Annotated in this window: 19 protein-coding genes; 12 read left to right on the top strand and 7 right to left on the bottom strand. The window is 71.6% G+C overall.

The window, feature by feature from the left end:
- Positions 1–53 precede the first annotated feature (53 nt).
- Positions 54–689, bottom strand: a complete 636-nt coding sequence (locus tag ACWD4G_RS17445) for a TIGR03085 family metal-binding protein (protein ID WP_451294181.1) — start codon at positions 687–689, stop codon at positions 54–56.
- A 156-nt stretch (positions 690–845) separates the two neighbouring features.
- On the opposite strand from ACWD4G_RS17445, the gene hisI reads away from it, so the two are divergent.
- The 11 genes from hisI to lgt all read left to right on the top strand — a co-directional run bounded on the left by hisI (position 846) and on the right by lgt (position 10,540).
- Positions 846–1,292, top strand: a complete 447-nt coding sequence (gene hisI, locus ACWD4G_RS17440) for a phosphoribosyl-AMP cyclohydrolase (RefSeq protein WP_451294179.1) — start codon at positions 846–848, stop codon at positions 1,290–1,292.
- Between the two features lie 11 nt (positions 1,293–1,303).
- The gene (locus ACWD4G_RS17435) at positions 1,304–2,797 is read left to right on the top strand and encodes an anthranilate synthase component I (RefSeq protein WP_451294177.1); all 1,494 of its coding nucleotides are present in this window, start codon (positions 1,304–1,306) and stop codon (positions 2,795–2,797) included.
- A 148-nt stretch (positions 2,798–2,945) separates the two neighbouring features.
- Positions 2,946–3,590, top strand: coding sequence for a TIGR02234 family membrane protein (locus ACWD4G_RS17430; protein ID WP_451294175.1), 645 nt, complete (start codon positions 2,946–2,948; stop codon positions 3,588–3,590).
- Positions 3,591–3,721: 131 nt separating this feature from the next.
- Positions 3,722–4,000, top strand: coding sequence for an HGxxPAAW family protein (locus ACWD4G_RS17425; RefSeq protein ID WP_451294173.1), 279 nt, complete (start codon positions 3,722–3,724; stop codon positions 3,998–4,000).
- Between the two features lie 117 nt (positions 4,001–4,117).
- Entirely contained in the window at positions 4,118–4,600 is a 483-nt protein-coding gene (locus ACWD4G_RS17420; RefSeq protein ID WP_451294171.1) for a DUF2752 domain-containing protein, read from the top strand.
- Between the two features lie 177 nt (positions 4,601–4,777).
- Complete coding sequence (gene trpC / locus ACWD4G_RS17415) at positions 4,778–5,587, top strand: indole-3-glycerol phosphate synthase TrpC (RefSeq protein ID WP_451294169.1); 810 nt, start codon at positions 4,778–4,780, stop codon at positions 5,585–5,587.
- A 184-nt stretch (positions 5,588–5,771) separates the two neighbouring features.
- The gene (gene trpM / locus ACWD4G_RS17410) at positions 5,772–5,975 is read left to right on the top strand and encodes a tryptophan biosynthesis modulator TrpM (RefSeq protein WP_451294167.1); all 204 of its coding nucleotides are present in this window, start codon (positions 5,772–5,774) and stop codon (positions 5,973–5,975) included.
- 424 nt (positions 5,976–6,399) lie between these two features.
- Positions 6,400–7,689 (top strand): tryptophan synthase subunit beta, encoded by a 1,290-nt coding sequence (gene trpB, locus ACWD4G_RS17405; protein ID WP_451294165.1) that lies wholly within the window; start codon positions 6,400–6,402, stop codon positions 7,687–7,689.
- Positions 7,686–8,504, top strand: coding sequence for a tryptophan synthase subunit alpha (gene trpA, locus ACWD4G_RS17400; RefSeq protein WP_451294163.1), 819 nt, complete (start codon positions 7,686–7,688; stop codon positions 8,502–8,504). The genes trpB and trpA overlap by 4 nt, the downstream gene beginning before the upstream one ends.
- A gap of 140 nt (positions 8,505–8,644) precedes the next feature.
- Positions 8,645–9,421, top strand: a complete 777-nt coding sequence (locus ACWD4G_RS17395) for a thioredoxin domain-containing protein (protein ID WP_451294161.1) — start codon at positions 8,645–8,647, stop codon at positions 9,419–9,421.
- A 132-nt stretch (positions 9,422–9,553) separates the two neighbouring features.
- Positions 9,554–10,540, top strand: a complete 987-nt coding sequence (lgt, locus tag ACWD4G_RS17390; protein ID WP_451294159.1) for a prolipoprotein diacylglyceryl transferase — start codon at positions 9,554–9,556, stop codon at positions 10,538–10,540.
- Between the two features lie 435 nt (positions 10,541–10,975).
- On the opposite strand, the gene ACWD4G_RS17385 is transcribed toward lgt, so the two are convergent.
- The 6 genes from ACWD4G_RS17385 to ACWD4G_RS17360 form a co-directional block, all read right to left on the bottom strand.
- Positions 10,976–11,815, bottom strand: coding sequence for an HpcH/HpaI aldolase/citrate lyase family protein (locus ACWD4G_RS17385; protein WP_451294157.1), 840 nt, complete (start codon positions 11,813–11,815; stop codon positions 10,976–10,978).
- Positions 11,812–13,017, bottom strand: a complete 1,206-nt coding sequence (locus ACWD4G_RS17380) for a CaiB/BaiF CoA transferase family protein (protein WP_451294155.1) — start codon at positions 13,015–13,017, stop codon at positions 11,812–11,814. The genes ACWD4G_RS17385 and ACWD4G_RS17380 overlap by 4 nt, the downstream gene beginning before the upstream one ends.
- The gene (locus ACWD4G_RS17375) at positions 13,005–14,561 is read right to left on the bottom strand and encodes an ADP-ribosylglycohydrolase family protein (protein WP_451294153.1); all 1,557 of its coding nucleotides are present in this window, start codon (positions 14,559–14,561) and stop codon (positions 13,005–13,007) included. The genes ACWD4G_RS17380 and ACWD4G_RS17375 overlap by 13 nt, the downstream gene beginning before the upstream one ends.
- Positions 14,558–15,793, bottom strand: a complete 1,236-nt coding sequence (locus tag ACWD4G_RS17370) for an ADP-ribosylglycohydrolase family protein (RefSeq protein WP_451294151.1) — start codon at positions 15,791–15,793, stop codon at positions 14,558–14,560. The genes ACWD4G_RS17375 and ACWD4G_RS17370 overlap by 4 nt, the downstream gene beginning before the upstream one ends.
- Positions 15,794–15,800: 7 nt before the next feature.
- Positions 15,801–16,910 (bottom strand): ADP-ribosylglycohydrolase family protein, encoded by a 1,110-nt coding sequence (locus tag ACWD4G_RS17365; protein ID WP_451294412.1) that lies wholly within the window; start codon positions 16,908–16,910, stop codon positions 15,801–15,803.
- Between the two features lie 584 nt (positions 16,911–17,494).
- Positions 17,495–18,625: an ADP-ribosylglycohydrolase family protein gene (locus ACWD4G_RS17360; RefSeq protein ID WP_451294149.1), complete on the bottom strand. Its 1,131-nt coding sequence runs from the start codon at positions 18,623–18,625 to the stop codon at positions 17,495–17,497.
- Between the two features lie 339 nt (positions 18,626–18,964).
- Here ACWD4G_RS17360 and ACWD4G_RS17355 point away from each other — a divergent pair, with 339 nt between their 5' ends.
- Positions 18,965–19,693 carry a VIT1/CCC1 transporter family protein gene (locus ACWD4G_RS17355; RefSeq protein ID WP_451294147.1) on the top strand — a complete coding sequence of 243 codons (729 nt, stop codon included), beginning with the start codon at positions 18,965–18,967 and terminating at the stop codon, positions 19,691–19,693.
- Positions 19,694–19,777 lie beyond the last annotated feature (84 nt).

The following is a 19,777-nucleotide window of genomic DNA, read 5'->3' as shown; positions in this document are numbered from 1 at the left end:
CTCTTCTGCCTTGGTGTAAGCCCCGTTCACCTGGTGAGCGGGGCTTACTCGGCTCAGATGCCCAGTTGCTTCGTGTCGCTCACCTTGGTGATCGCGTCCTTGTCGCCCTCCAGCTCCACGTCGGCCACCTGCTGGCGGCCGTAGAGGAAGAGGAGCAGTTCCGAGGGTTCGCCGGTGACGGTGACGACGGGGGTGCCTTTCTTGGCGACCGCTGTGCGGCCGTCGGGGCGGCGGAGGACAAGGCCGGTGGGGGAACCGCGGCCCATGAGACGGGCCGTGCGCTCCAGACGGGACCACAGGGCGTCCTGGAAGACGTGGTCGAGCTCGCGCGGGGACCAGTCCTCCTGGGCGCGGCGGATGTCCTCGGTGTGGACGTAGAACTCGATCGTGTTGGACGCCTCGTCGATCTGCTTGAGGGAGAAGGGCGAGAAACGCGGCGGTCCGGTGCGGACGAGCTGGATCAGCTCCTCGTACGGCTTCGCGGCGAACTCCTCCATCACCCGGTCCAGGCGCGACGCGAGCTGCTTGATGAGGATGCCGCCGGCGGCATCGGGGCGGCGCTCGCGCACGACCACGTGCGCGGCCAGGTCCCGGGTCGTCCAGCCCTCGCACAGGGTGGGAGCCTCCGGGCCTGCGGTCTCCAACAGGTCGGCGAAAAGGAGCCGTTCACGCTTGGCATGGGTCGACATGACGCCAGCCTACGACTGGGGCCGACGGTCCGTGTGGTGGGGCTCCGGCGGGGTGCTCGGCGAGTGGAGCCGTGGTGTTCGTAGGACAAGCCGATGAGAGGGTCCGGCCTGTGGACAACGGGCGAGGCCGGTCCAGGGGCGCGGCACAATGGCCGCATGACCAGCACGCCGTCCCCCAGCAGCCCCCTCGGCCCCGAAGCCCGCAGCGGCCCCGGCGCTCCCAGCCGCCTGGACCCCGAGATCGCCGCGCGCCTCAAACGCAGCGCCGACGGACTCGTGCCTGCCATCGCCCAGCAGTACGACACGGGCGAGGTGCTCATGCTCGGCTGGATGGACGACGAGGCACTGCACCGCACCCTCACCACAGGACGCTGCACCTACTGGTCGCGCAGCCGCCGCGAGTACTGGGTGAAGGGTGATACTTCCGGCCATTTCCAATGGGTGAGATCCGTCGCCCTGGACTGCGACGCCGACACCGTCCTCGTCAAGGTCGACCAGGTCGGTGCCGCCTGCCACACCGGCGCCCGCACCTGCTTCGACGAGGACGTCCTCGAAGCCACCGAGGGCGCCACCGCTTCCGACGTACCGTCACTGGATCAGTAAGGTCAGCCGCCATGGACCTCGAGACGTTCCGCAAGCTGGCCACCGACCGCCGTGTCATCCCCGTCAGCCGCAAGCTCCTGGCCGACGGAGACACCCCCGTCGCGCTCTACCGCAAGCTCGCCGCAGAGCGCCCCGGCACCTTCCTCCTGGAGTCCGCCGAGAACGGCCGCACCGCGTTTCAATGGTCTCGCTACTCCTTCATCGGCGTCCGCAGCCATGCCACGCTCACCGCGCGCGACGGCCAGGCCCACTGGCTGGGCACCCCGCCCGTCGGCGTCCCCGTGGACGGTGACCCGCTCGTCGCCCTGCGCGCCACCATCGAGGCCCTCCACACCCCCCACCAGGAGGGCATGCCGCCCTTCACCGGCGGCCTGGTCGGCTACCTCGGCTACGACATCGTGCGCCGCCTGGAGAAGATCGGCCCCGGCGAGCGCGACGACCTCCGACTGCCCGAGCTGACCATGCTGTTGACGAGCGACCTGGCGGTCATGGACCACTGGGAGGGCTCGGTCCTGCTGATCGCCAACGCCATCAACCACAACGACCTCGACACAGGTGTCGACGAGGCCCACGCCGACGCCATCGCCCGCCTCGACGCCATGCAGGCCGACCTCAGCCGTCCCGTCGCCCAGCCCCCGGCCGTCCTCCCGCCCTCCGAACTGCCCGAGTACACCGCGCTGTGGGGCGGCACCGACTTCCAGGAGGCCGTGGAGGACATCAAGGAGCGCATCCGCGCCGGAGAGGCATTCCAGGTCGTCCCCTCCCAGCGCTTCGAAACCCCCTGCACCGCAAGCGCGTTGGACGTCTACCGGGTCCTCAGGGCGACCAACCCCTCGCCGTACATGTACCTGTTCCGGTTCGACGGCTTCGATGTGGTCGGCTCGTCCCCCGAGGCCCTGGTCAAGGTCGAGGACGGGCAGGCCATGGTCCACCCCATCGCCGGCACCCGGCACCGGGGCGCCACCCCGCAGGAGGACCAGGCCCTCGCCGACGAGCTGCTCGCCGATCCCAAGGAGCGCGCCGAACACCTGATGCTCGTCGACCTGGGCCGCAACGACCTCGGGCGGGTCTGCGAACCCGGTTCGGTCGAGGTCGTCGACTTCATGTCCATCGAGCGGTACTCGCATGTGATGCACATCGTGTCCACGGTCACCGGCCGCGTCGCGGCGGGCCGTACCGCCTTCGACGTACTGACCGCCTGCTTCCCCGCCGGCACCCTCTCCGGCGCCCCGAAGCCACGCGCCATGCAGATCATCGACGAACTGGAGCCCTCCCGCCGGGGCCTGTACGGCGGCTGCGTCGGCTACCTCGACTTCGCGGGCGACTCCGACACCGCCATCGCCATCCGCACGGCCCTCCTCCGTGACGGCACGGCATACGTCCAGGCCGGCGCGGGTATCGTCGCCGACTCCGACCCCGTGGCCGAGGACACCGAGTGCCGCAACAAGGCGGCGGCGGTCCTGCGCGCGGTCCACACGGCGAACCGACTGCAGGGGGAAGGATGAGCGACCGGCCGCACAAGGAGAGACGGGCGATCGGCTGCGCGAGGGGGGATGAGCGACCGGCCGCGTGAGGAGGGATGGAGGAGCGGGCGAAATGTGGCGCGGGACACGGTGAACCCCGGGTGACGGGGCCGGTGGGGCGCGCGCGATAGTGGAGTACGTGACCGCAGTACCTCACCCCCGTTCCGAGCCCGCGTTCGTCCGCTCCGGGCGGCGCAGCCTCGCCCTCGCGCTGTTGAGCGGCGCGCTGGGCGCGGCCGTCGCGCTGCTCGCCACCCGTCAACGCTGGTCGGAGGGCACCATCTCGGTGGCCGGCGGCCCCTTCCCGCTCACCGCCAAGGGCAGCGACATCACCGGTGTGCCGGCGGCCCTCGCCATAGTGGGCCTCGCCGCGCTGGTCGCCGTGTTCGCCGTACGCCGGTCCGGGCGCGCCCTGGTCGCCGTGCTGCTCGCGCTCTCCGGCGCGGGCACGGTCGCCGCCGCGCTGTTCGGCGCCTACGACAGCTCGGCGCTGGACGACAAGGCCGCCGAGGCCTCCGGCGACACCTCCGCGACCGTCGACGCGCTCAGCCACACCGGCTGGCCGTATGTGGCGGCCGTGGGCGGGGCGCTCATCCTGCTCGCCGGATTGCTCGCGCTGCGCTACGGACGGCTGTGGCCCGGGATGTCGGGCCGTTACGAGCGCGACGGCACGCCCCGGCCGCGCAAGGCCAAGCCCGTCGACCCGGACCGGCCCGAGGACATGTGGAAGGCGCTGGACAGGGGCGAGGACCCGACAGGCGCGGACACGCCATAGCCGGAAGACGGGGGGAGACCCCCGCTCAAGACAGTCGCGCGCGTCGGGGACAATGGACGGCGAGCGTCCGACTCACCACAGGCATCGAGCGTCACGCATCGAGCACAGCATTCAGCAACGAGGAGCAAGTCATGGCGGGCAGCAGCCACGGTCACACCCCGGCCGCCTGGACCGGAGTCACCATCGCCTTCATCGGTTTCTGCGTCTCGGGCGCGTTCATGGTGATGGCCGAGCCGCTGGGATTCTGGGCGGGGATGGCCATCGTCGTCCTCGGCGGTGTCGTCGGCATGATCATGCGCTCGATGGGCCTGGGCCAGCCGAAGGACGCCCACGCGGTGTACGAGGGCGCGGTGACCAAGAGCGCCGCGACCGCGTCCGCGACGCCCGAGCCGGCCGCCGCCAAGAGCTGAAGCCCTGCGGAGGGGCGGTCCGGCAGCCGTACGAGGCCGGACCGCCCCTCCGTGCTGTCGCCGGACCGATTGGTCCGGACGGCTCCGCACGCGCGTGTGCGGTGGGCGGCGGGCAGAATGCGGTATGTGAACGCCGAGAGTCAGCCAGTCCCGTCGCCATGTGCCGCCGAACAGCGCGGCCCGGTCGCGCACGCGGGGCCGAGCGGTGGGGCGCGACGGCTGTGGCTGCCCGCAGGGGTGCTCGCTGCCGTCGGCGGGGCCTTCGCCTATGTCGCCGCCGTGGACCCCAATGAGCCCGGCCACTACCCGGTCTGCCCGTTGTGGCGGTTCACCGGGCTGTACTGCCCGGGCTGCGGCGGACTGCGCAGCGCGCACGCCTTCGCGCACGGCGACTTCGTCACCGCCCTCACCGACAACGCGCTCGCCGTGGCGGGCTTCGTGGGCTTCGCGGTGCTGTGGACCGTATGGGCGGTCCGGGCGGTGCGCGGCCGGCCGGTACGGCTCGACCTCGGGCCCGTTCAGTTGTGGACACTCGGTGCGGTGGTGCTGGTGTTCACCGTTGTCCGGAACCTGCCGTTCGGTGGCTGGTTGCATCCTTGATCATCGGGCGAACGTCCAGGAGTGGGGGAGGGACCGCCAACGGCCGGATGCGAGAGCTGTGCCCCGCTCCGGATACCATCGCAGTGAACTTGTAGAACCCCGAGAACCGCTCGACTGTCAATGCTTGACTGTCAAACGTTGTCAACGATCGCAACCGTCTGAAAGGGGGCCGCTCGCGTGAGTGTGCTCGACGAGATCATCGACGGAGTTCGTGCCGACCTCGCGGAGCGGCAGGCGCGCGTCAGCCTCGACGAGCTCAAGGAGCGCGCGGCGAAGGCTCCGGCGGCCAAGGACGGCGCCGCCGCCCTGCGCGGTGACGGCGTCAAGGTGATCTGCGAGGTCAAGCGGTCCAGCCCTTCCAAGGGCGCGCTCGCCGCGATCGCCGACCCGGCGGGACTCGCCGCCGACTACGAGGCGGGCGGCGCCGCCATCATCTCCGTCCTCACCGAGCAGCGCCGCTTCGGCGGTTCGCTGGCCGACCTCGAAGCCGTCCGCGCCCGCGTGGACATCCCCGTCCTGCGCAAGGACTTCATCGTCACCTCCTACCAGCTGTGGGAGGCCCGCGCGTACGGCGCCGATGTGGCCCTGCTGATCGTCGCGGCCCTAGACCAGCCCGCCCTCGAATCCCTGATCGAGCGCGCCGAGTCCATCGGGCTCACCCCGCTCGTCGAGGTGCACGACGAGGACGAGGTCGAGCGGGCCGTGGACGCCGGCGCACGGGTGATCGGTGTCAACGCGCGCAACCTCAAGACGCTCGAAGTGGACCGCGCGACGTTCGAGCGGGTCGCTCCCGAGATCCCCGACTCGATCGTCAAGGTCGCCGAGTCCGGTGTGCGGGGGCCGCACGACCTCATCGCGTACGCCAACGCCGGCGCCGACGCGGTACTCGTGGGCGAGTCCCTCGTCACCGGCAAGGACCCCAAGACCGCGGTCGCCGATCTCGTCGCCGCCGGTGAGCATCCGGCGCTGCGCCACGGGCGGGGCTGAACCGGGTATGACGTACGACCTCGCACTCACCGCCGACCACCGGCCGGGGTCCTGCCCCGCCGGGGTGGAGAGGTGCGCGGTCGCGGAGGGGCGCGCGGTTTCGGTCGGACTTTCGGTCGGGCTTTCGGAAGTCGCCCAGGAGGTCACCCACATGGGTGATCAGGGGTCGGTAGGCTGTGCCCCGATGTTCTCGATCTCCATGACTGCCAGGGACCCCTACGCCCGCCTCGCGCGCGGGTGCCGTCCCCGTGGCTGCCGGGCGCCCGCGCGCCGGGTCCATGGGCGCCGGGTTCGGTATGTCATCGGGGACGAGCCGGGTCAGGTGAACGGTATGCGATGGCCCCGCCCACGCGTCATCTGCGGTGAGCCCGGCCGAGTCCTTCGCTGAACGCCGGGTGACGTGTCGCCGCCGGGCCGTGGTGATGGTTCGGTGGGGGCGGTGTCGCTCGGTTGCCTGGGATGAGGCTGATAGGTGCTTGCGATGCGCTGAGCGTCGTCCACCCTGCGTGAGCGCCGTGTTTCTCCGGGCGCCCGACGGTTCGATGAGGGCGGTTCCTGCCGGTTCGGCACCGCCGATCAACGCCGTCGTGGTCGCTCGCCGTCGCGGCGGGTACTTCGGGGCGGCGGTGATGGGGCCGCTGCGCGGAGATACCGGGCCGTTCGGCGAGATGCGGCCGCTCGGCGAGATGCGGCCGTTCGGCGAAAGTGCTGCTCGGTGACATGGCGCTGTCGGCTTGCCGTTGGTGATGGGCGTGGTTGTCGTGATCCCAGTCCGAAACAGACCCGGGGCCTGGCCCCTGTGAGGTATGCGTATGTCCAGTGAGTTCTTCATTCCCGACCCCGAGGGGCAGGTGCCCAGTGCCGAGGGGTACTTCGGGGCCTTCGGCGGCAAGTTCATCCCGGAGGCCCTCGTCGCCGCCGTGGACGAGGTCGCCGTCGAGTACGACAAGGCCAAGCACGACCCCGAGTTCGCGCGTGAGCTCGATGATCTGCTCGTCAACTACACCGGGCGGCCCAGCGCGCTGACCGAGGTGCCGAGGTTCGCGGAGCACGCCGGGGGCGCCCGGGTGTTCCTCAAGCGCGAGGACCTCAACCACACCGGCTCCCACAAGATCAACAACGTGCTCGGTCAGGCCCTGCTCACCAAGCGCATGGGCAAGACCCGGGTCATCGCCGAGACCGGCGCGGGTCAGCACGGCGTCGCCACGGCGACGGCCTGCGCGCTCTTCGGGCTCGACTGCACCATCTACATGGGCGAGATCGACACCCAGCGGCAGGCCCTCAACGTCGCCCGGATGCGCATGCTGGGCGCCGAGGTCGTCGCCGTGAAGTCCGGCTCCCGCACCCTGAAGGACGCGATCAACGAGGCGTTCCGCGACTGGGTCGCCAATGTCGATCGCACGCACTATCTGTTCGGGACCGTCGCCGGGCCCCACCCGTTCCCCGCCATGGTCCGTGACTTCCACCGGGTCATCGGGGTCGAGGCCCGGCGGCAGCTGCTGGAGCGTGCCGGCCGGCTGCCCGACGCCGCCGTCGCCTGTGTGGGCGGCGGGTCCAACGCCATCGGGCTGTTCCACGCGTTCATCCCCGACACCGATGTACGGCTCATCGGGTGCGAGCCCGCCGGGCACGGTGTCGAGACCGGTGAGCACGCGGCGACCCTGACCGCCGGTGAGCCGGGCATCCTGCACGGCTCGCGGTCGTACGTCCTCCAGGACGAGGAAGGCCAGATCACCGAGCCGTACTCGATCTCGGCCGGTCTGGACTACCCGGGCATCGGGCCCGAGCACTCCTACCTCAAGGACAGCGGGCGCGGCGAGTACCGTGCGGTCACCGACGACGCGGCCATGCAGGCACTGCGTCTGCTGTCGCGCACCGAGGGGATCATCCCGGCCATCGAGAGCGCCCACGCGCTCGCCGGTGCCCTGGAGGTCGGCAAGGAACTGGGCAAGGACGGGCTGATCGTCGTCAACCTGTCCGGGCGCGGCGACAAGGACATGGACACGGCGGCGCGCTACTTCGGTCTCTACGACAAGGGGGCCGATGCCGAGGTCGCCGCCAACGCGGCCGACACCGCCGAGATCGAGGGGGACGCCAAGTGAGCGGAAACATTCAGCTGCTGTCGGACACCCTCGCAGCCGCCAAGGCCGAGGGCCGCTCCGCGCTCATCGCCTACCTGCCGGCCGGGTTCCCGACCGTCGACGGCGGTATCGCCGCGATCAAGGCGGTCTTCGAGGGCGGCGCCGACATCGTCGAGGTCGGGCTGCCGCACAGCGACCCGGTTCTCGACGGGCCCGTCATCCAGACCGCCGACGACATCGCCCTGCGCGGCGGGGTCAAGATCGCGGATGTGATGCGTACGGTCCGGGAGGCGTACGAGGCGACGGGCAAGCCGGTGCTCGTGATGACGTACTGGAATCCGATCGACCGTTACGGCGTCGAGCGGTTCACCGCTGAGCTGGCCGAGGCGGGTGGCGCGGGGTGCATCCTGCCCGATCTGCCGGTGCAGGAGTCGGCGCTGTGGCGGGAGCACGCCGAGAAGCACGGGCTCGGCACGGTCTTCGTGGTCGCGCCCAGCAGCAAGGACGAGCGGCTCGCGCAGATCACCGCGGCGGGCAGCGGCTTCGTCTACGCCGCCTCGCTGATGGGCGTCACGGGCACCCGGGAGTCGGTGGGCGCCCAGGCGCAGGACCTGGTGCGACGCACCCGGGCCACCGGCACCGACCTGCCCGTCTGCGTCGGCCTCGGGGTCTCCAACGCCGAGCAGGCCGCCGAGGTGGCCGGCTTCGCCGACGGCGTGATCGTCGGGTCCGCGTTCGTGAAGCGCATGCTGGACGCGCCCGACGAGGCGGCCGGCCTGGACGCCGTACGGGAACTGGCGGGCGACCTCGCGAAGGGCGTACGCCGGGGCGCGTGACCGGGCGTACAGCAGCGGGCGTGACGTTCACCCGTTTGTCGTACGGGTAGGGGTGGACGTCACGGGTCAACCGCTCGCTCGAACGAGTGGAAGAAGGATCGGGGAGGCGCGGTGCGCCTCCCCGGTTCGTTCTGCGGGATGTGAGCGAGAAGAACCGTGACGGAAAGCGCAGCGCCCGCGAGCGGCTGGCGGAGGAGCGCGAGAAGCAGAAGGCCGCGGAGAAGCGGCGCCGGGCACTGATCGTGGGTGCCTCGGTGCTGTGCGTGCTGGGGCTGGCGGCCGTGATCGGCGTGGTCGCGGCGAACGCGGGCAAGGACGACGCCTCCGACGCCTCGGGCCCGGTCGTGGCGCCCTCGGGGGCCAACGGCGAGGACAGCCTCGCGATCCCCGTCGGGGACGCCGGCGCCAAGTCGACCCTCACGGTGTGGGAGGACTTCCGCTGCCCCGCCTGCAAGTCCTTCGAGGACGCCTACCGCTCGACGATCCATGAGCTGACCGAGGCCGGACAGCTGAAGGTCGAGTACCACCTGGCCACCCTGATCGACGGGAACATGGGCGGCAGCGGCTCCCGCAAGGCCGCCAACGCCGCCGCGTGCGCGCAGAACGAGGGCGAGTTCGCCGCGTACCACGACGTTCTCTTCGAGAACCAGCCCGCCGAGACCAGCGATGACTTCGCCAGCAACAGAAAGCTCCTCGACCTCGCCAAGAAGGTAGACGGACTCGACACCGCCGAGTTCCGCGGCTGTGTCGAGGACGGTAGGCACAACAGCTGGGTCGTGAAGTCGAACGAGGCGTTCCAGAAGGGCGGCTTCTCCGGGACGCCGAGCGTCTTCCTCAACGGCACCAACATCTACGCGGACCAGTCGATGACCCCCGCCAAGCTGAAGCAGATGGTGGAGGAGAAGGCCAAGGGGTGACGCCCCGTGTCGGGCCCCGGAAGAGCGGGGCCGCTGAGAGGGATGGGGCGGCGGGGGAAAGGGGGGCGTTATGGACCCGTTGTCGGGGCGCCTGCCGTCCGTCGGGCCCGGCAAGGTAGCGTCGGTTCTGCCATGGAACTTGCCTACATTCCCAGCCCGTCGCGCGGGGTGCTGTACCTCGGCCCCATCCCGCTGCGCGGCTACGCCTTCTGCATCATCATCGGTGTCTTCGTAGCCGTCTGGCTCGGAAACCGACGCTGGATCGACCGCGGAGGGCGGCCCGGAACGGTCGCGGACATCGCGGTCTGGGCCGTGCCCTTCGGTCTCGTCGGCGGCCGGCTCTACCACGTGATCACGGACTACGAGCTGTACTTCAGCGAGGGCCGTGACTGGGTGGACGCGTTCAAGGTCTGGGAGGGCGGCCTCGGTATCTGGGGCGCGATCGCCCTCGGTGCCGTCGGCGCGTGGATCGGGTGCCGCCGTCGTGGCATCCCGCTGCCCGCGTACGCCGATGCCGTCGCCCCCGGTATCGCGCTCGCGCAGGCGATCGGGCGGTGGGGGAACTGGTTCAACCAGGAGCTGTACGGGCGGCCGACCGATCTGCCGTGGGCGGTGGAGATCACGTCCTCCACGGATGGGCGGATGCCGGGGACGTACCACCCGACGTTTCTGTACGAGTCGCTGTGGTGCATCGGGGTCGCGCTGCTGGTCATCTGGGCGGACCGGAAGTTCAAGCTGGGGCATGGGCGGGCGTTCGCGCTGTATGTGGCGTCGTACTGTGCCGGGCGGTTCTGGATCGAGTACATGCGGGTCGATGAGGCCCACCACATCCTTGGCCTGCGGCTCAACAACTGGACCGCGCTGCTGGTCTTCGTTCTCGCCGTGATCTACATCGTGCTGTCCGCCAAGAAGCGGCCGGGGCGGGAGGAGGTCGTCGAGCCGGGCGCCTCCGACGGGGGGACCGATTCCGGCTCGGTGGACCTTGAGAAGAAGGACGAGGAGCCGGAGGCGGAGAAGAAGGGCGAGGAGACGTCGGGGGCCGACACCGACGGGGACTCCGGCTCGGACTCCGATGACGCCGAGGTCAAGGATCGGGCCGAGGCCGTCGAGAAGAGTTGATGTCCCGCGCGGACTGAGGTGATCCGCCGCTTCGCGACGGATGTTTCCCACCCGCCCACCCTTTCAGGGTGGGCGGGTTTTTTGGGTTGTGGGCGGGGATCGTGCGGGATGGAGGCGCCAAGTGGGTGGGGTGCGACGGGACGCGAGGTGGGCCGGGGCCGCGCGGGGCGGGGACGTGAAACGGACGGGCGCCGTGGTCGGCGGGGACCGTGTGGGGGTGAGGCGCCAAGTGGGTGGGGACCGTGTGGGCGCGAGTGGGTGGGGGTGTGCGGGACGGGCCGCGAGGTGGGTGGGGCGTGCGGTGACGAGGCGCGAGGTGGGCGGGGTGTTCGGGGCGGGACCCGGAGCGGGGCGGGGTCTGCGGGGCGGGGACCGTACCGCGTGGAGGTCGCCCGGGTGGGCGCAGACCGTGCGGGGGCGGGCCCGGAACGGGGGTCAGTGTTTGGTGGGGCGGTTGGCCAAGGTGAGGGTTTTTTGGGCTTGGGCCAGGACTGCCGGGTCGATGAAGTGGCCGTTGGGGAGGGCTTGGGCGCCGGGGGTGGTGGTTGCTGCCTCCAGGATTTCCTGGGCTGATTCGATCTCCTGGGGGGTGGGGGCGTAGGCGCGTTCGATCACCGGGAGTTGGCGGGGGTGGATCGCCGTACGGCCCAGGAAGCCCAGGGCGCGGCCGCGGGCGCAGGAGGCGGCGAGGCCGTCCAGGTCCTTGGTGTCCGGGTAGATCGACTGGGCGGGGGACGGCAGGCCCGCGGCTCTGGCGGCGAGGATCACTCGGGAGCGGGGCCAGTCGAGGGCTGTTTCGGCGGTGGTGCCCAGGTCCGCGCGCAGGTCCGCCTCGCCCAGGGCGATGCCTCGGAGGGCGGGGTGGGCGGTCGCGATGGCGTAGGCCTGTTCGATGCCGAGCGCCGATTCGAGCAGCGCGTAGAGGGGGGTGCGGGCTGTTCGCTCGGCCACGCGTACCACGTCCTCGGGAGAGGTGATCTTGGGGAGGCGCAGGCCTGAGAGACCCGGGAGCTGGGCCAGGGTTTTCAGGTCCCGTGTGGTGAAGGGGGTGTTCAGGGCGTTCACGCGGACGTGGACCGGGGTCGGCGGAGGGGCCGAGAGCAGGTCTGCCGTGGCCGCGCGGGCGTATTCCTTGCGGGCCGGGGGGACCGCGTCCTCCAGGTCGACGATCACCACGTCCGCGCCGGAGGCCAGGGCCTTCGTGACCACCTCCGGGCGGTCGCCGGGGACGTACAGCCAGGTCAGGGGGATGGGGTGGGTGGGGGGTGGTGTCATACGGCGCCCTCCTCGCGGAGGGTTGCCAGGTCCGTCTCCGTCAGGCCCAGTTCCGTCAGGATCGTCTGGGTGTCGGCGCCGTGGGGGCGGCCCGCCCAGCGGATGGAGCCGGGGGTCGCGGAGAGGCGGAAGAGGACGTTCTGCATACGGAGGGGGCCCAGGTCGGGGTCGTCGACCGTCGTGATCGTGTCGAGAGCCCGGTACTGGGGGTCGGTCATCACCTCCCGTACGTCCTGGATGGGGGCCACCGCCGCCTCCGCCTTCTCGAACACCTCGATGACCTCCTCCCGGGTGTGGCGGGCGATCCACGCGCCGACCGCGTCGTCGAGGACGTCCGCGTGGCGGGCGCGGTCGGCGCCCGAGCCGAACCACGGCTCGTCGATCAGCTCGGCGCGGCCCACCAGGCGCATCACCCGCTCCGCGACCGACTGGGCCGAGGTGGAGACCGCCACCCAGGAACCGTCCGCCGTGCGATAGGTGTTGCGGGGCGCGTTGTTGGCGGAACGGTTGCCGGTGCGGGGCTGGACGTGGCCGAGTTGGTCGTACCAGAGGGGCTGGGGGCCGAGGACCGTGAGGATCGGCTCGATGATCGCCATGTCGACGATCTGGCCCTCGCCGGTGCGGTCGCGGGCGGCGAGCGCCGTCATCACCGCGTACGCCGTCGCCAGGCCCGCGATCGAGTCGGCGAGGCCGAAGGGCGGGAGGACCGGCGGAGCCTCGGGTTCGCCGGTGATCGCGGCGAAGCCGCTCATCGCCTCGGCGAGCGTGCCGAAGCCGGGGCGGTGCGCGTACGGGCCGAACTGGCCGAAGCCGGTGACGCGGGCCAGCACCAGGCGGGGGTTCGCGGCGGAGAGTTCCTGCCAGCCGAGGCCCCACTTCTCCAGGGTGCCGGGGCGGAAGTTCTCGATGATCACATCGGAGCCGGCGGCGAGACGGAGGAGGGTGTCACGGCCGCCGGGGGTGGAGAGGTTGAGCGTCAGGGTGCGCTTGTTGCGGCCGAGGAGTTTCCACCACAGGCCCACGCCGTCCTTCGAGGGGCCATGGCCCCGGGACGGGTCGGGTTTCGTCGGGTGCTCGACCTTGATGACCTCCGCGCCGAAGTCACCGAGCATCGTGGCGGCCAGGGGGCCGGCGAAGAGGGTGGCCAGGTCGAGGACCCTGAGGTGGGTGAGGGGGGCCTGCGTCTCGTTCACTGCGGGCATGGAAGGGCGGTCTCCCGGAGGGTCAGTCGGGCCAGGGTGTCGAAGCCGGTGCCGTTGAAGTCGGCGATCGAGGTGGTCAGACGGTTCTTGAGGGGGGCGGTCCAGTGGGTGGGGAGGGCTTGCGGGGAGCCGGTCAGCAGGGCCGCGATGCTGCCCGCCGTGGCGCCGTTGGAGTCGGTGTCCCAACCACCGGACACCGCACGGCAGATGGAGGCCGTGAAGTCGCCGTTCGCGTGGGTGAGGGCGGCTGTGATCAGGGCCGTGTTCGGGATGGCGTGGACCCAGTGGTGGTCGGCGTAGGTGGCGTGGAGTTCGTCGACGACCGTGTCGAAGTCCCGGTGCAGGTCGGTCAGTTGCAGGGCGTGGTCGATCGCCTTCGCCAGACGGGAGTTCGGGGGGACGACCGTGCGGCCGGTGCGTAGGCAGTGGTGGATGTCGTGGGTGCCGGTCGCGGCCTCGGCGATCGTGGCCGCGATGTACATCGCCGCGTAGACGCCGTTCGCCGTGTGGGTGAGGGTGGCGTCCCGGTGGGCCTGTTCGGCGGCGGCGGCTGGATTGCCGGGGTTGGTCCAGCCGTGGACGTCGGCGCGGATCAGGGCGCCGATCCATTCGCGGAACGGGTTGCGGTGGCGGGCCGTGTGGGGTGGGTCGATGCCGGTGAGGAGGTTGCGGTAGGCGATGCGTTCGGCTGTGAACGTGCGGCCCGCCGGGAGTTCGTCCAGCCAGAGGCGGGCCACGTCGGTGGTGGTGAAGTCGTGGCCGTGGCGGTTCAGGAGGAGGAGGTTGAGGAGGGGGTAGTTGAGGTCGTCGTCCTCGGGCATGCCGTCGATGTTCTCGGCGAGGGAGGTGGGGGCCGAGCGGCGGTTCCAGGGGTGGGAGCGGAGGAGGTCGGCGGGGACGCCCTGGGCTGTGAACCAGGTGGTCAGGGGCCAGTTGCCGGTGGAGCGGGCGAGGGCGCGGATTGCGGAGAGGGGGAGTTTTTCCACGGGTTTGCCGAGGAGGCAGCCTGCGGCTCTGCCTAGCCAGGCGGCTTCCAGGTGGGGGAGGTAGTTGGAGGGCGAGGGGAGTGAGAGGGAGGGGTGGTACTTGCTTGGGGTGGGGGGTTCGGCTGGGGCGTGGTGGGTGGCTGGGGTGGGGTGGGTTTCACCGGCCTGCGCTGGCAGGGTGCCGCCTGCGCCCACCCTCCCCCACTCTCGGCTTCGCTCGATCGGGGGGACCCCCATCGCCCCAGCGGCACGATTGCCCGCGGAGGAGTGAGGCCATTGCGGGCAGAGCGCTCTGATTCTGTCCAGGTCTGTTGGCTCGGTGTCCGTCAACCTGCTGGGTAGGTCTGCCAGTTCGTCCAACAGGTCCTCGGCGAGTTGGCGGAGGTAGCGGGAGGCCGGTTGTTCGGAGGCGCCTGCTCTGTGGGGGGACGGGGGGCCGCCCGCTGTGTGCCATCGGGCGGCGATGGCCTTGGGTTCTCGGCCGTCCTGGGCCGCCTGGTGGAGTTCATGGCCCAGGAGGTCCTCCGGTTGGACCCAGGTGAGGCGGAGGGGGGTCATCGGGTGGCCGCCAGGGTGGTGAACGCGGCCTCGTGGGCGCGGCGGCGGCGTACGTCCTCGGTGTGGATCTCGCGGGTGACCTCGGCGAGAGCCGTCGCGGGGGTGTGCAGGTCCAGGCGGCTTGCCTCCGCCACCGTTTTCGCCCAGTCCTGTGGGATGTCCGAGCCCAGTGCTCCCGCCAGGGCGCCGGCCATCGTGGCGATCGAGTCGCAGTCGCGTCCGTAGTTCACCGAACCGAGCACCGCGTGGCGGTAGTCGCCGCGTGCCAGCAGCAACATGCCCAGGGCGATGGGGAGTTCCTCGATCGCGTGGAGGCGGGAGGGGCGGCGGGCGCCGAGGGAGGGGGCGCGGTAGTCGGGGCCGACGGTGTCGAAGGGGGTCACGGCGGTGCGGAGGGGGCGCAGCGCCGACTCGAAGTCCGAGTGGCGGGCGGCGACTTCGCAGACGGCTTCGATCGCCTGGCGCGTGCCGTCCTTCGCCAGGCGGAGGGACGTCTCGATGACCGAATCCGGGGTCGCTCCCGGTACGCACGCCGCCGCCACCGCTGCCGCGAACACGCCCGCCGCCTCCCTGCCGTACGACGACTGGTGGGCGCCGGCGATGTCGAGTGCCTCGGCGTACGCGCCCCTCGGGTCGGCGGCGTTGACCAGGCCGACCGGGGCCATGTACATCGCGGCACCGCAGTTGACGATGTTGCCGACACCGGCCTCGCGGGGGTCGATGTGGCCGTAGTGGAGGCGGGCGACCAGCCATTTCTCGGCCAGGAAGACGCGTTGGAGGGGGAGTGCCTCGGCTTCCAGTTCCGGAATCCAGCGGGGCGTGGTCATCATGTCCGGGACCAGGTGCTCGGCGATCGCGTACGCGTCCAGGTGGTCGCGGACCTTCGCGTAGACCCGCACCAGCGCGTGGGTCATCAAGGTGTCGTCGGTGACATGGCCGTCGCCCTTGTGGTAGGGGGCGATGGGGCGGGCGGTGCGCCAGGCGTCGCCGTTCCAGGGGCCGACGATGCCGTGGACGCGGCCGCCGTGGCGTTCGACGATCTGCTCCGGGGTGTAGCCCTCGACGGGGCCGCCGAGGGCGTCGCCGACCGCGGCGCCCACGAGGGCTCCGGTGATGCGTTCTTCGAGGGACGCGTGAGTGAGGGGCGCTTCGGGGGACGCGTGAGTGAGGGGCGCGTCGGCGCGAGTCGCGTCGAGGGATGCGTCGGTGTGGGGTTCGTTGGGGGGCGTCATGCCCGAATCATCCTCCTGGGACTGCCAGTTCCGTGGCTGCGAGAAGTTCGGCGAGGTGTACGAGATCCGTACCGGTGAGGCGGGGGAGGGCGCAGCCGGAGAGGGTGCGGCAGGCGTCGCGCCAGGCGTCGGGGATGGCGGTGCCGCCGCTGAGCGCGCCGGTCAGGGCGCCGGCGAGGGCGGGCGCGGAGTCGGCGACGCGGGAGAGGCAGGCGGCCGCCGGGACCGCCTCGGCGATACGGCCGCGCGCGGCGGTGGCGAGGGCGAGCGCCACGGGGACGGTATCGGCGGCGGCGATGCCGTAGCTGTAGACGTGGTCGACGATCTGGTGCTCCAGGAGGGGGACCAGAGCGAATGTTCCTTCTTTTTTGTGGCGTTGGGCGAGGTCGAGGGCGTGGCGGGCGTTGCGGCCGATCTCCGTCTCCTCGGGGAGTTCGGCGAGGGCTGCCGCCGCGCAGTCGTCGACGTTCGCGCCCGTCAGGGCGAGTGCGATCGCCGCCGCCATCGCTCGGGCGCCGTGCACTCCGTCGCCGTCCTGGGTGTAGCGGGCGTCGAACTCGGCCAGGTCGGCGGCGCGTTGGGGGTCGCCGGGGTGGGCGACCGCCAGGACGCAGGCGCGTACGCAGGCCGCGTCGTCGAAGTAGTGCGGGTTGTCGTGGCCGGTGGCGGGTGGGCGCAGACCGGTGGCGAGGTTGCCCAGGCCGGCGCGTACGGAGATACGGGCGCGCAGGGGGAGTACGGCGGACTCGACCTCGGGGGCGCGTTCCGCGGCGGCGGCGATCTCGCTGGCCACGGCGTTCCAGGAGAGGTCGATCGAGGCTCGGGTGCGGCGCTCCACGCTCAGGTCGCCGAGGGCGGCGGTGTCCGAGGCGCGCAGTACGGCCTCTGCGGCGAAGGCCGCCCACTCCGCGTCGTCGGAGGGGCCGAGGCGTAGGGGCTCGGGGGGTTGGTTGAGGGCGATGGGGACGGGGAGGGTGGTGGTCGCGTTCTGCTCGGCGAAGGTGTCCAGCTCGCGGGTGAGGCGGCGGGTCCACTCCGGCATGCGGGCGGCGCGGTGGCGGGCGGCGGGCCAACCGGCGGCGTCGCCTGCGGCCAGGCCCAGCAGGAGGCCCTCGATGCGGCGGGGGTGGCGGGCCTTGGCCTCGGCTGCGCCATCGGCCTTCGGGCTCGCCTCGGCTGCGCCATCGGCTTCCGGTTTCCCACCCGCACCGCCCGTGCGACTCTCGTCGTCGGGCGCGGGTGGCCCCTGTGGGGGAACCTCGCCGTCGGCGACCGCGGGTTCGGGGGTGGGGTCCGGGATGACGGGGGGTGGGGCGAGTGAGGGTTCAGGGGCGGTTGAGGGCGGGGTGACTGCGGGCGGGGCGACTGCGAGTTCGGCGGTGACTGCGGGCTCGGGGGTGATGGTGGATGGGGCGACTGCGGGCTCGGGGGCGATTGTCGGTACGGCGACTGTGAGTTCGGCGGTGACTGCGGGTGAGGCGACCGTGGGCTCGGGGGCGATCGCCGGTGCGGCGACTGCGAGTTCGGCCATGACTGTGGGTGCGGTGACCGGGACTTCGGCGGCGCCTGGGGGCATGGTGACCGTGGCTGCGGCCGTCCCCGGCGTCGTGTGCGTCCGTTCTTCGGGCTGTGCCGTCGGCAACGCGGCCGGGGGCGCCGGCAACGCGGCCGGAGGCGTCTCGTCCCAAGGGGTGGGCGGGGTCATGATGGGTTCTCCGCGTGGTTGTCCCTCGGCAGGGCGAGGTTGGTGTCGGGGGCCAGGGTCAGGGCGCTCGGGTCCGGTGGGGGCCAGGCGTCCGGGGGCGAGGGGTGGGTGCTCGGGGCCCACTTGCCGCCCTCGTTCGGGACCAGGAGCTCTGCCACGTCCAGTACGTGATGGCCGGCCATGGAGGGGAGGCAGGTGCCGCGCGCCGGGCCGATGGCGGTGGCCCACTCGGGAGGGATCGCGGTGGTGCCCCGGGTCGCCCCGGCCAGGGCGCCGGCGACCGCCGCGGTCGTGTCGGCGTCGCGGCCCATGTTCACCGCCGTGAGGACCGACTCGGTGAAGTCGCCGTCGGCCGCCGCGTAGGCGCCGAAGGCGAGGGCCACCGCCTCGGGGGCGAGGTCGGTCCAGGGGTAGCCGCCGATGACCACGGCCGAGCGGACCGCCCGTTCGCCCCGGTGGGCGACGGCCACCGCGCGGCGGAGGGAGCGGGCCGTCCAGGAGTCGTCCGGGACGACGGCGAGGGCCGAGGCGACCACGGCGATGGTCGGGGCGCCCGCCATGGCCGCCGCCACTCCGGCCGCGACCGCCTGGCCGCCGTAGATGCCCTCGCCCTCATGGCTGACCGAGCCGTCGATGGCCACGAGGCGCGCGGCCTCCGCCGGGCGGCCGGCCGCGAAGACGCCGAAGGGGGCCGCGCGCATGGCCAGGCCGTCGCTCCAGGCGTGGCGGTGCTGGGCTGAGATGGGGGCGGCGAGGCCCCGGCGAAGGTTCTCCAGGGTGCCGCGTTCGCTGAAACCGGCGCCCCGGAACGGGCCCTCGTCGCGGTCCGCGATCCACTGGTGCCAGGCCGTCTCCACATGTGTGACCGTGAGCGCCGAGCCGTGCCGGGCCAGCAGCAGCCCGGAGAAGATGGCGTACTCGGTGTCATCCGTGCCGCAGGGGTTCTCGGCGACATAACCGGTGATGCGCCCCCAGCGCGCGCGGATCTCGGAGGGCTTCATGTTCTCGGCGGGCGCCCCGAGCGCGTCCCCCACGGCGAGCCCCAGCATGGCTCCGCGCGCCCGCTCGCGGAGATCGGTGGCGTCCCCCTCCGCCGGTAGTGACGGAACGCAGGCGATGGAAGGCATACGGTGCCTCTCTGGCCCAATGGGCAGTCTGGCCCGGTGGGGGCGGTCGGCCCGGAGGGGCAGTCCGGCCCTGTGGGCAGTTGATCCGCTCTCAAGACTTGTTCTTGTCTCAAGATCTGTTCTTGAAGATCTCTGCCACATCGGGTGCCTCACCGGCTGCCGGAATGCGTTCGTATCACCCGGTCGACATCTGTGCGGTGTCCTGTACGAATGAGCGCGATCGTTTCCTCGAACAGTCGCGGGCCGGATCGCGGTGCCTTCGGCCGCCCGGTGTGCGCGCGCGGGTAAGTGCGGCCTTCCTTGCTGGCAGAAGCGATTTCCCGAGCGTACGTTCGAGATATGGCGATCATCGATTTCGAAGCTCGGCTGCATGCGGCGCACCGTGACAATCACACCCACCGGGATGTGAGCGGGGGCTGGTTGCGGCCCGCGGTGTTCGGGGCGATGGACGGGCTCGTGTCCAACCTGGCGCTGATGACCGGTGTGGCGGGGGGCTCCGAGGGGCGGCAGGCGGTCGTCGTCGCCGGGCTGGCGGGACTCGCGGCCGGCGCCTTCTCCATGGCGGCCGGTGAGTACACCTCCGTCGCCTCGCAGCGCGAACTCGTCCAGGCCGAACTGGATGTCGAGCGGCGGGAGTTGCGCAAGCATCCGAAGGACGAGGAGAAGGAGCTGGCCGCGCTGTACCGGGCGCGTGGTGTCGAGCCGAAGCTCGCCCGTGAGGTCGCGCGGCAGCTCTCGCACGATCCCGAGCAGGCGTTGGAGATCCATGCGCGGGAGGAGCTGGGGGTCGACCCCGGTGATCTGCCGTCGCCCACGGTCGCCGCCGTGTCCAGCTTCGGGTCCTTCGCGCTGGGTGCCCTGCTGCCCGTACTCCCTTATCTGTTCGGTGCGAGTGCGCTGTGGGCCGCCGTGCTGGTCGCGCTCGTCGGGCTCTTCGTGTGCGGCGCGGTGGTGGCCCGGGTGACGGCGCGGAGTTGGTGGTTCAGCGGGCTGCGTCAGCTGGCCCTCGGAGGGGCCGCCGCGGGTGTGACGTACGCCCTGGGCAACCTGTTCGGCGCGGCCGTATGATGAATCGGATCGCTACCTATGCAAGGGACTGCATAAGTAGTCGTTACTGCGCGGTTTCGAATGCTTAACCGCTGGGCATGAGCC

The organism is Streptomyces sp. NPDC002643 (assembly GCF_053592555.1).
This window is presented reverse-complemented; position numbering and strand designations above follow the sequence as displayed.

Bases quoted from the DNA above. Each gene is read 5' to 3' on its own strand.
- ACWD4G_RS17445 (WP_451294181.1), bottom strand. From the start codon at position 689: ATGTCGACCCATGCCAAGCGTGAACGGCTCCTTTTCGCCGACCTGTTG.
- hisI (WP_451294179.1), top strand. From the start codon at position 846: ATGACCAGCACGCCGTCCCCCAGCAGCCCCCTCGGCCCCGAAGCCCGC.
- ACWD4G_RS17435 (WP_451294177.1), top strand. From the start codon at position 1,304: ATGGACCTCGAGACGTTCCGCAAGCTGGCCACCGACCGCCGTGTCATC.
- ACWD4G_RS17425 (WP_451294173.1), top strand. From the start codon at position 3,722: ATGGCGGGCAGCAGCCACGGTCACACCCCGGCCGCCTGGACCGGAGTC.
- ACWD4G_RS17420 (WP_451294171.1), top strand. From the start codon at position 4,118: ATGCGGTATGTGAACGCCGAGAGTCAGCCAGTCCCGTCGCCATGTGCC.
- trpM (WP_451294167.1), top strand. From the start codon at position 5,772: ATGTTCTCGATCTCCATGACTGCCAGGGACCCCTACGCCCGCCTCGCG.
- trpB (WP_451294165.1), top strand. From the start codon at position 6,400: ATGTCCAGTGAGTTCTTCATTCCCGACCCCGAGGGGCAGGTGCCCAGT.
- lgt (WP_451294159.1), top strand. From the start codon at position 9,554: ATGGAACTTGCCTACATTCCCAGCCCGTCGCGCGGGGTGCTGTACCTC.
- ACWD4G_RS17385 (WP_451294157.1), bottom strand. From the start codon at position 11,815: ATGACACCACCCCCCACCCACCCCATCCCCCTGACCTGGCTGTACGTC.
- ACWD4G_RS17380 (WP_451294155.1), bottom strand. From the start codon at position 13,017: ATGCCCGCAGTGAACGAGACGCAGGCCCCCCTCACCCACCTCAGGGTC.
- ACWD4G_RS17375 (WP_451294153.1), bottom strand. From the start codon at position 14,561: ATGACCCCCCTCCGCCTCACCTGGGTCCAACCGGAGGACCTCCTGGGC.
- ACWD4G_RS17370 (WP_451294151.1), bottom strand. From the start codon at position 15,793: ATGACGCCCCCCAACGAACCCCACACCGACGCATCCCTCGACGCGACT.
- ACWD4G_RS17360 (WP_451294149.1), bottom strand. From the start codon at position 18,625: ATGCCTTCCATCGCCTGCGTTCCGTCACTACCGGCGGAGGGGGACGCC.
- ACWD4G_RS17355 (WP_451294147.1), top strand. From the start codon at position 18,965: ATGGCGATCATCGATTTCGAAGCTCGGCTGCATGCGGCGCACCGTGAC.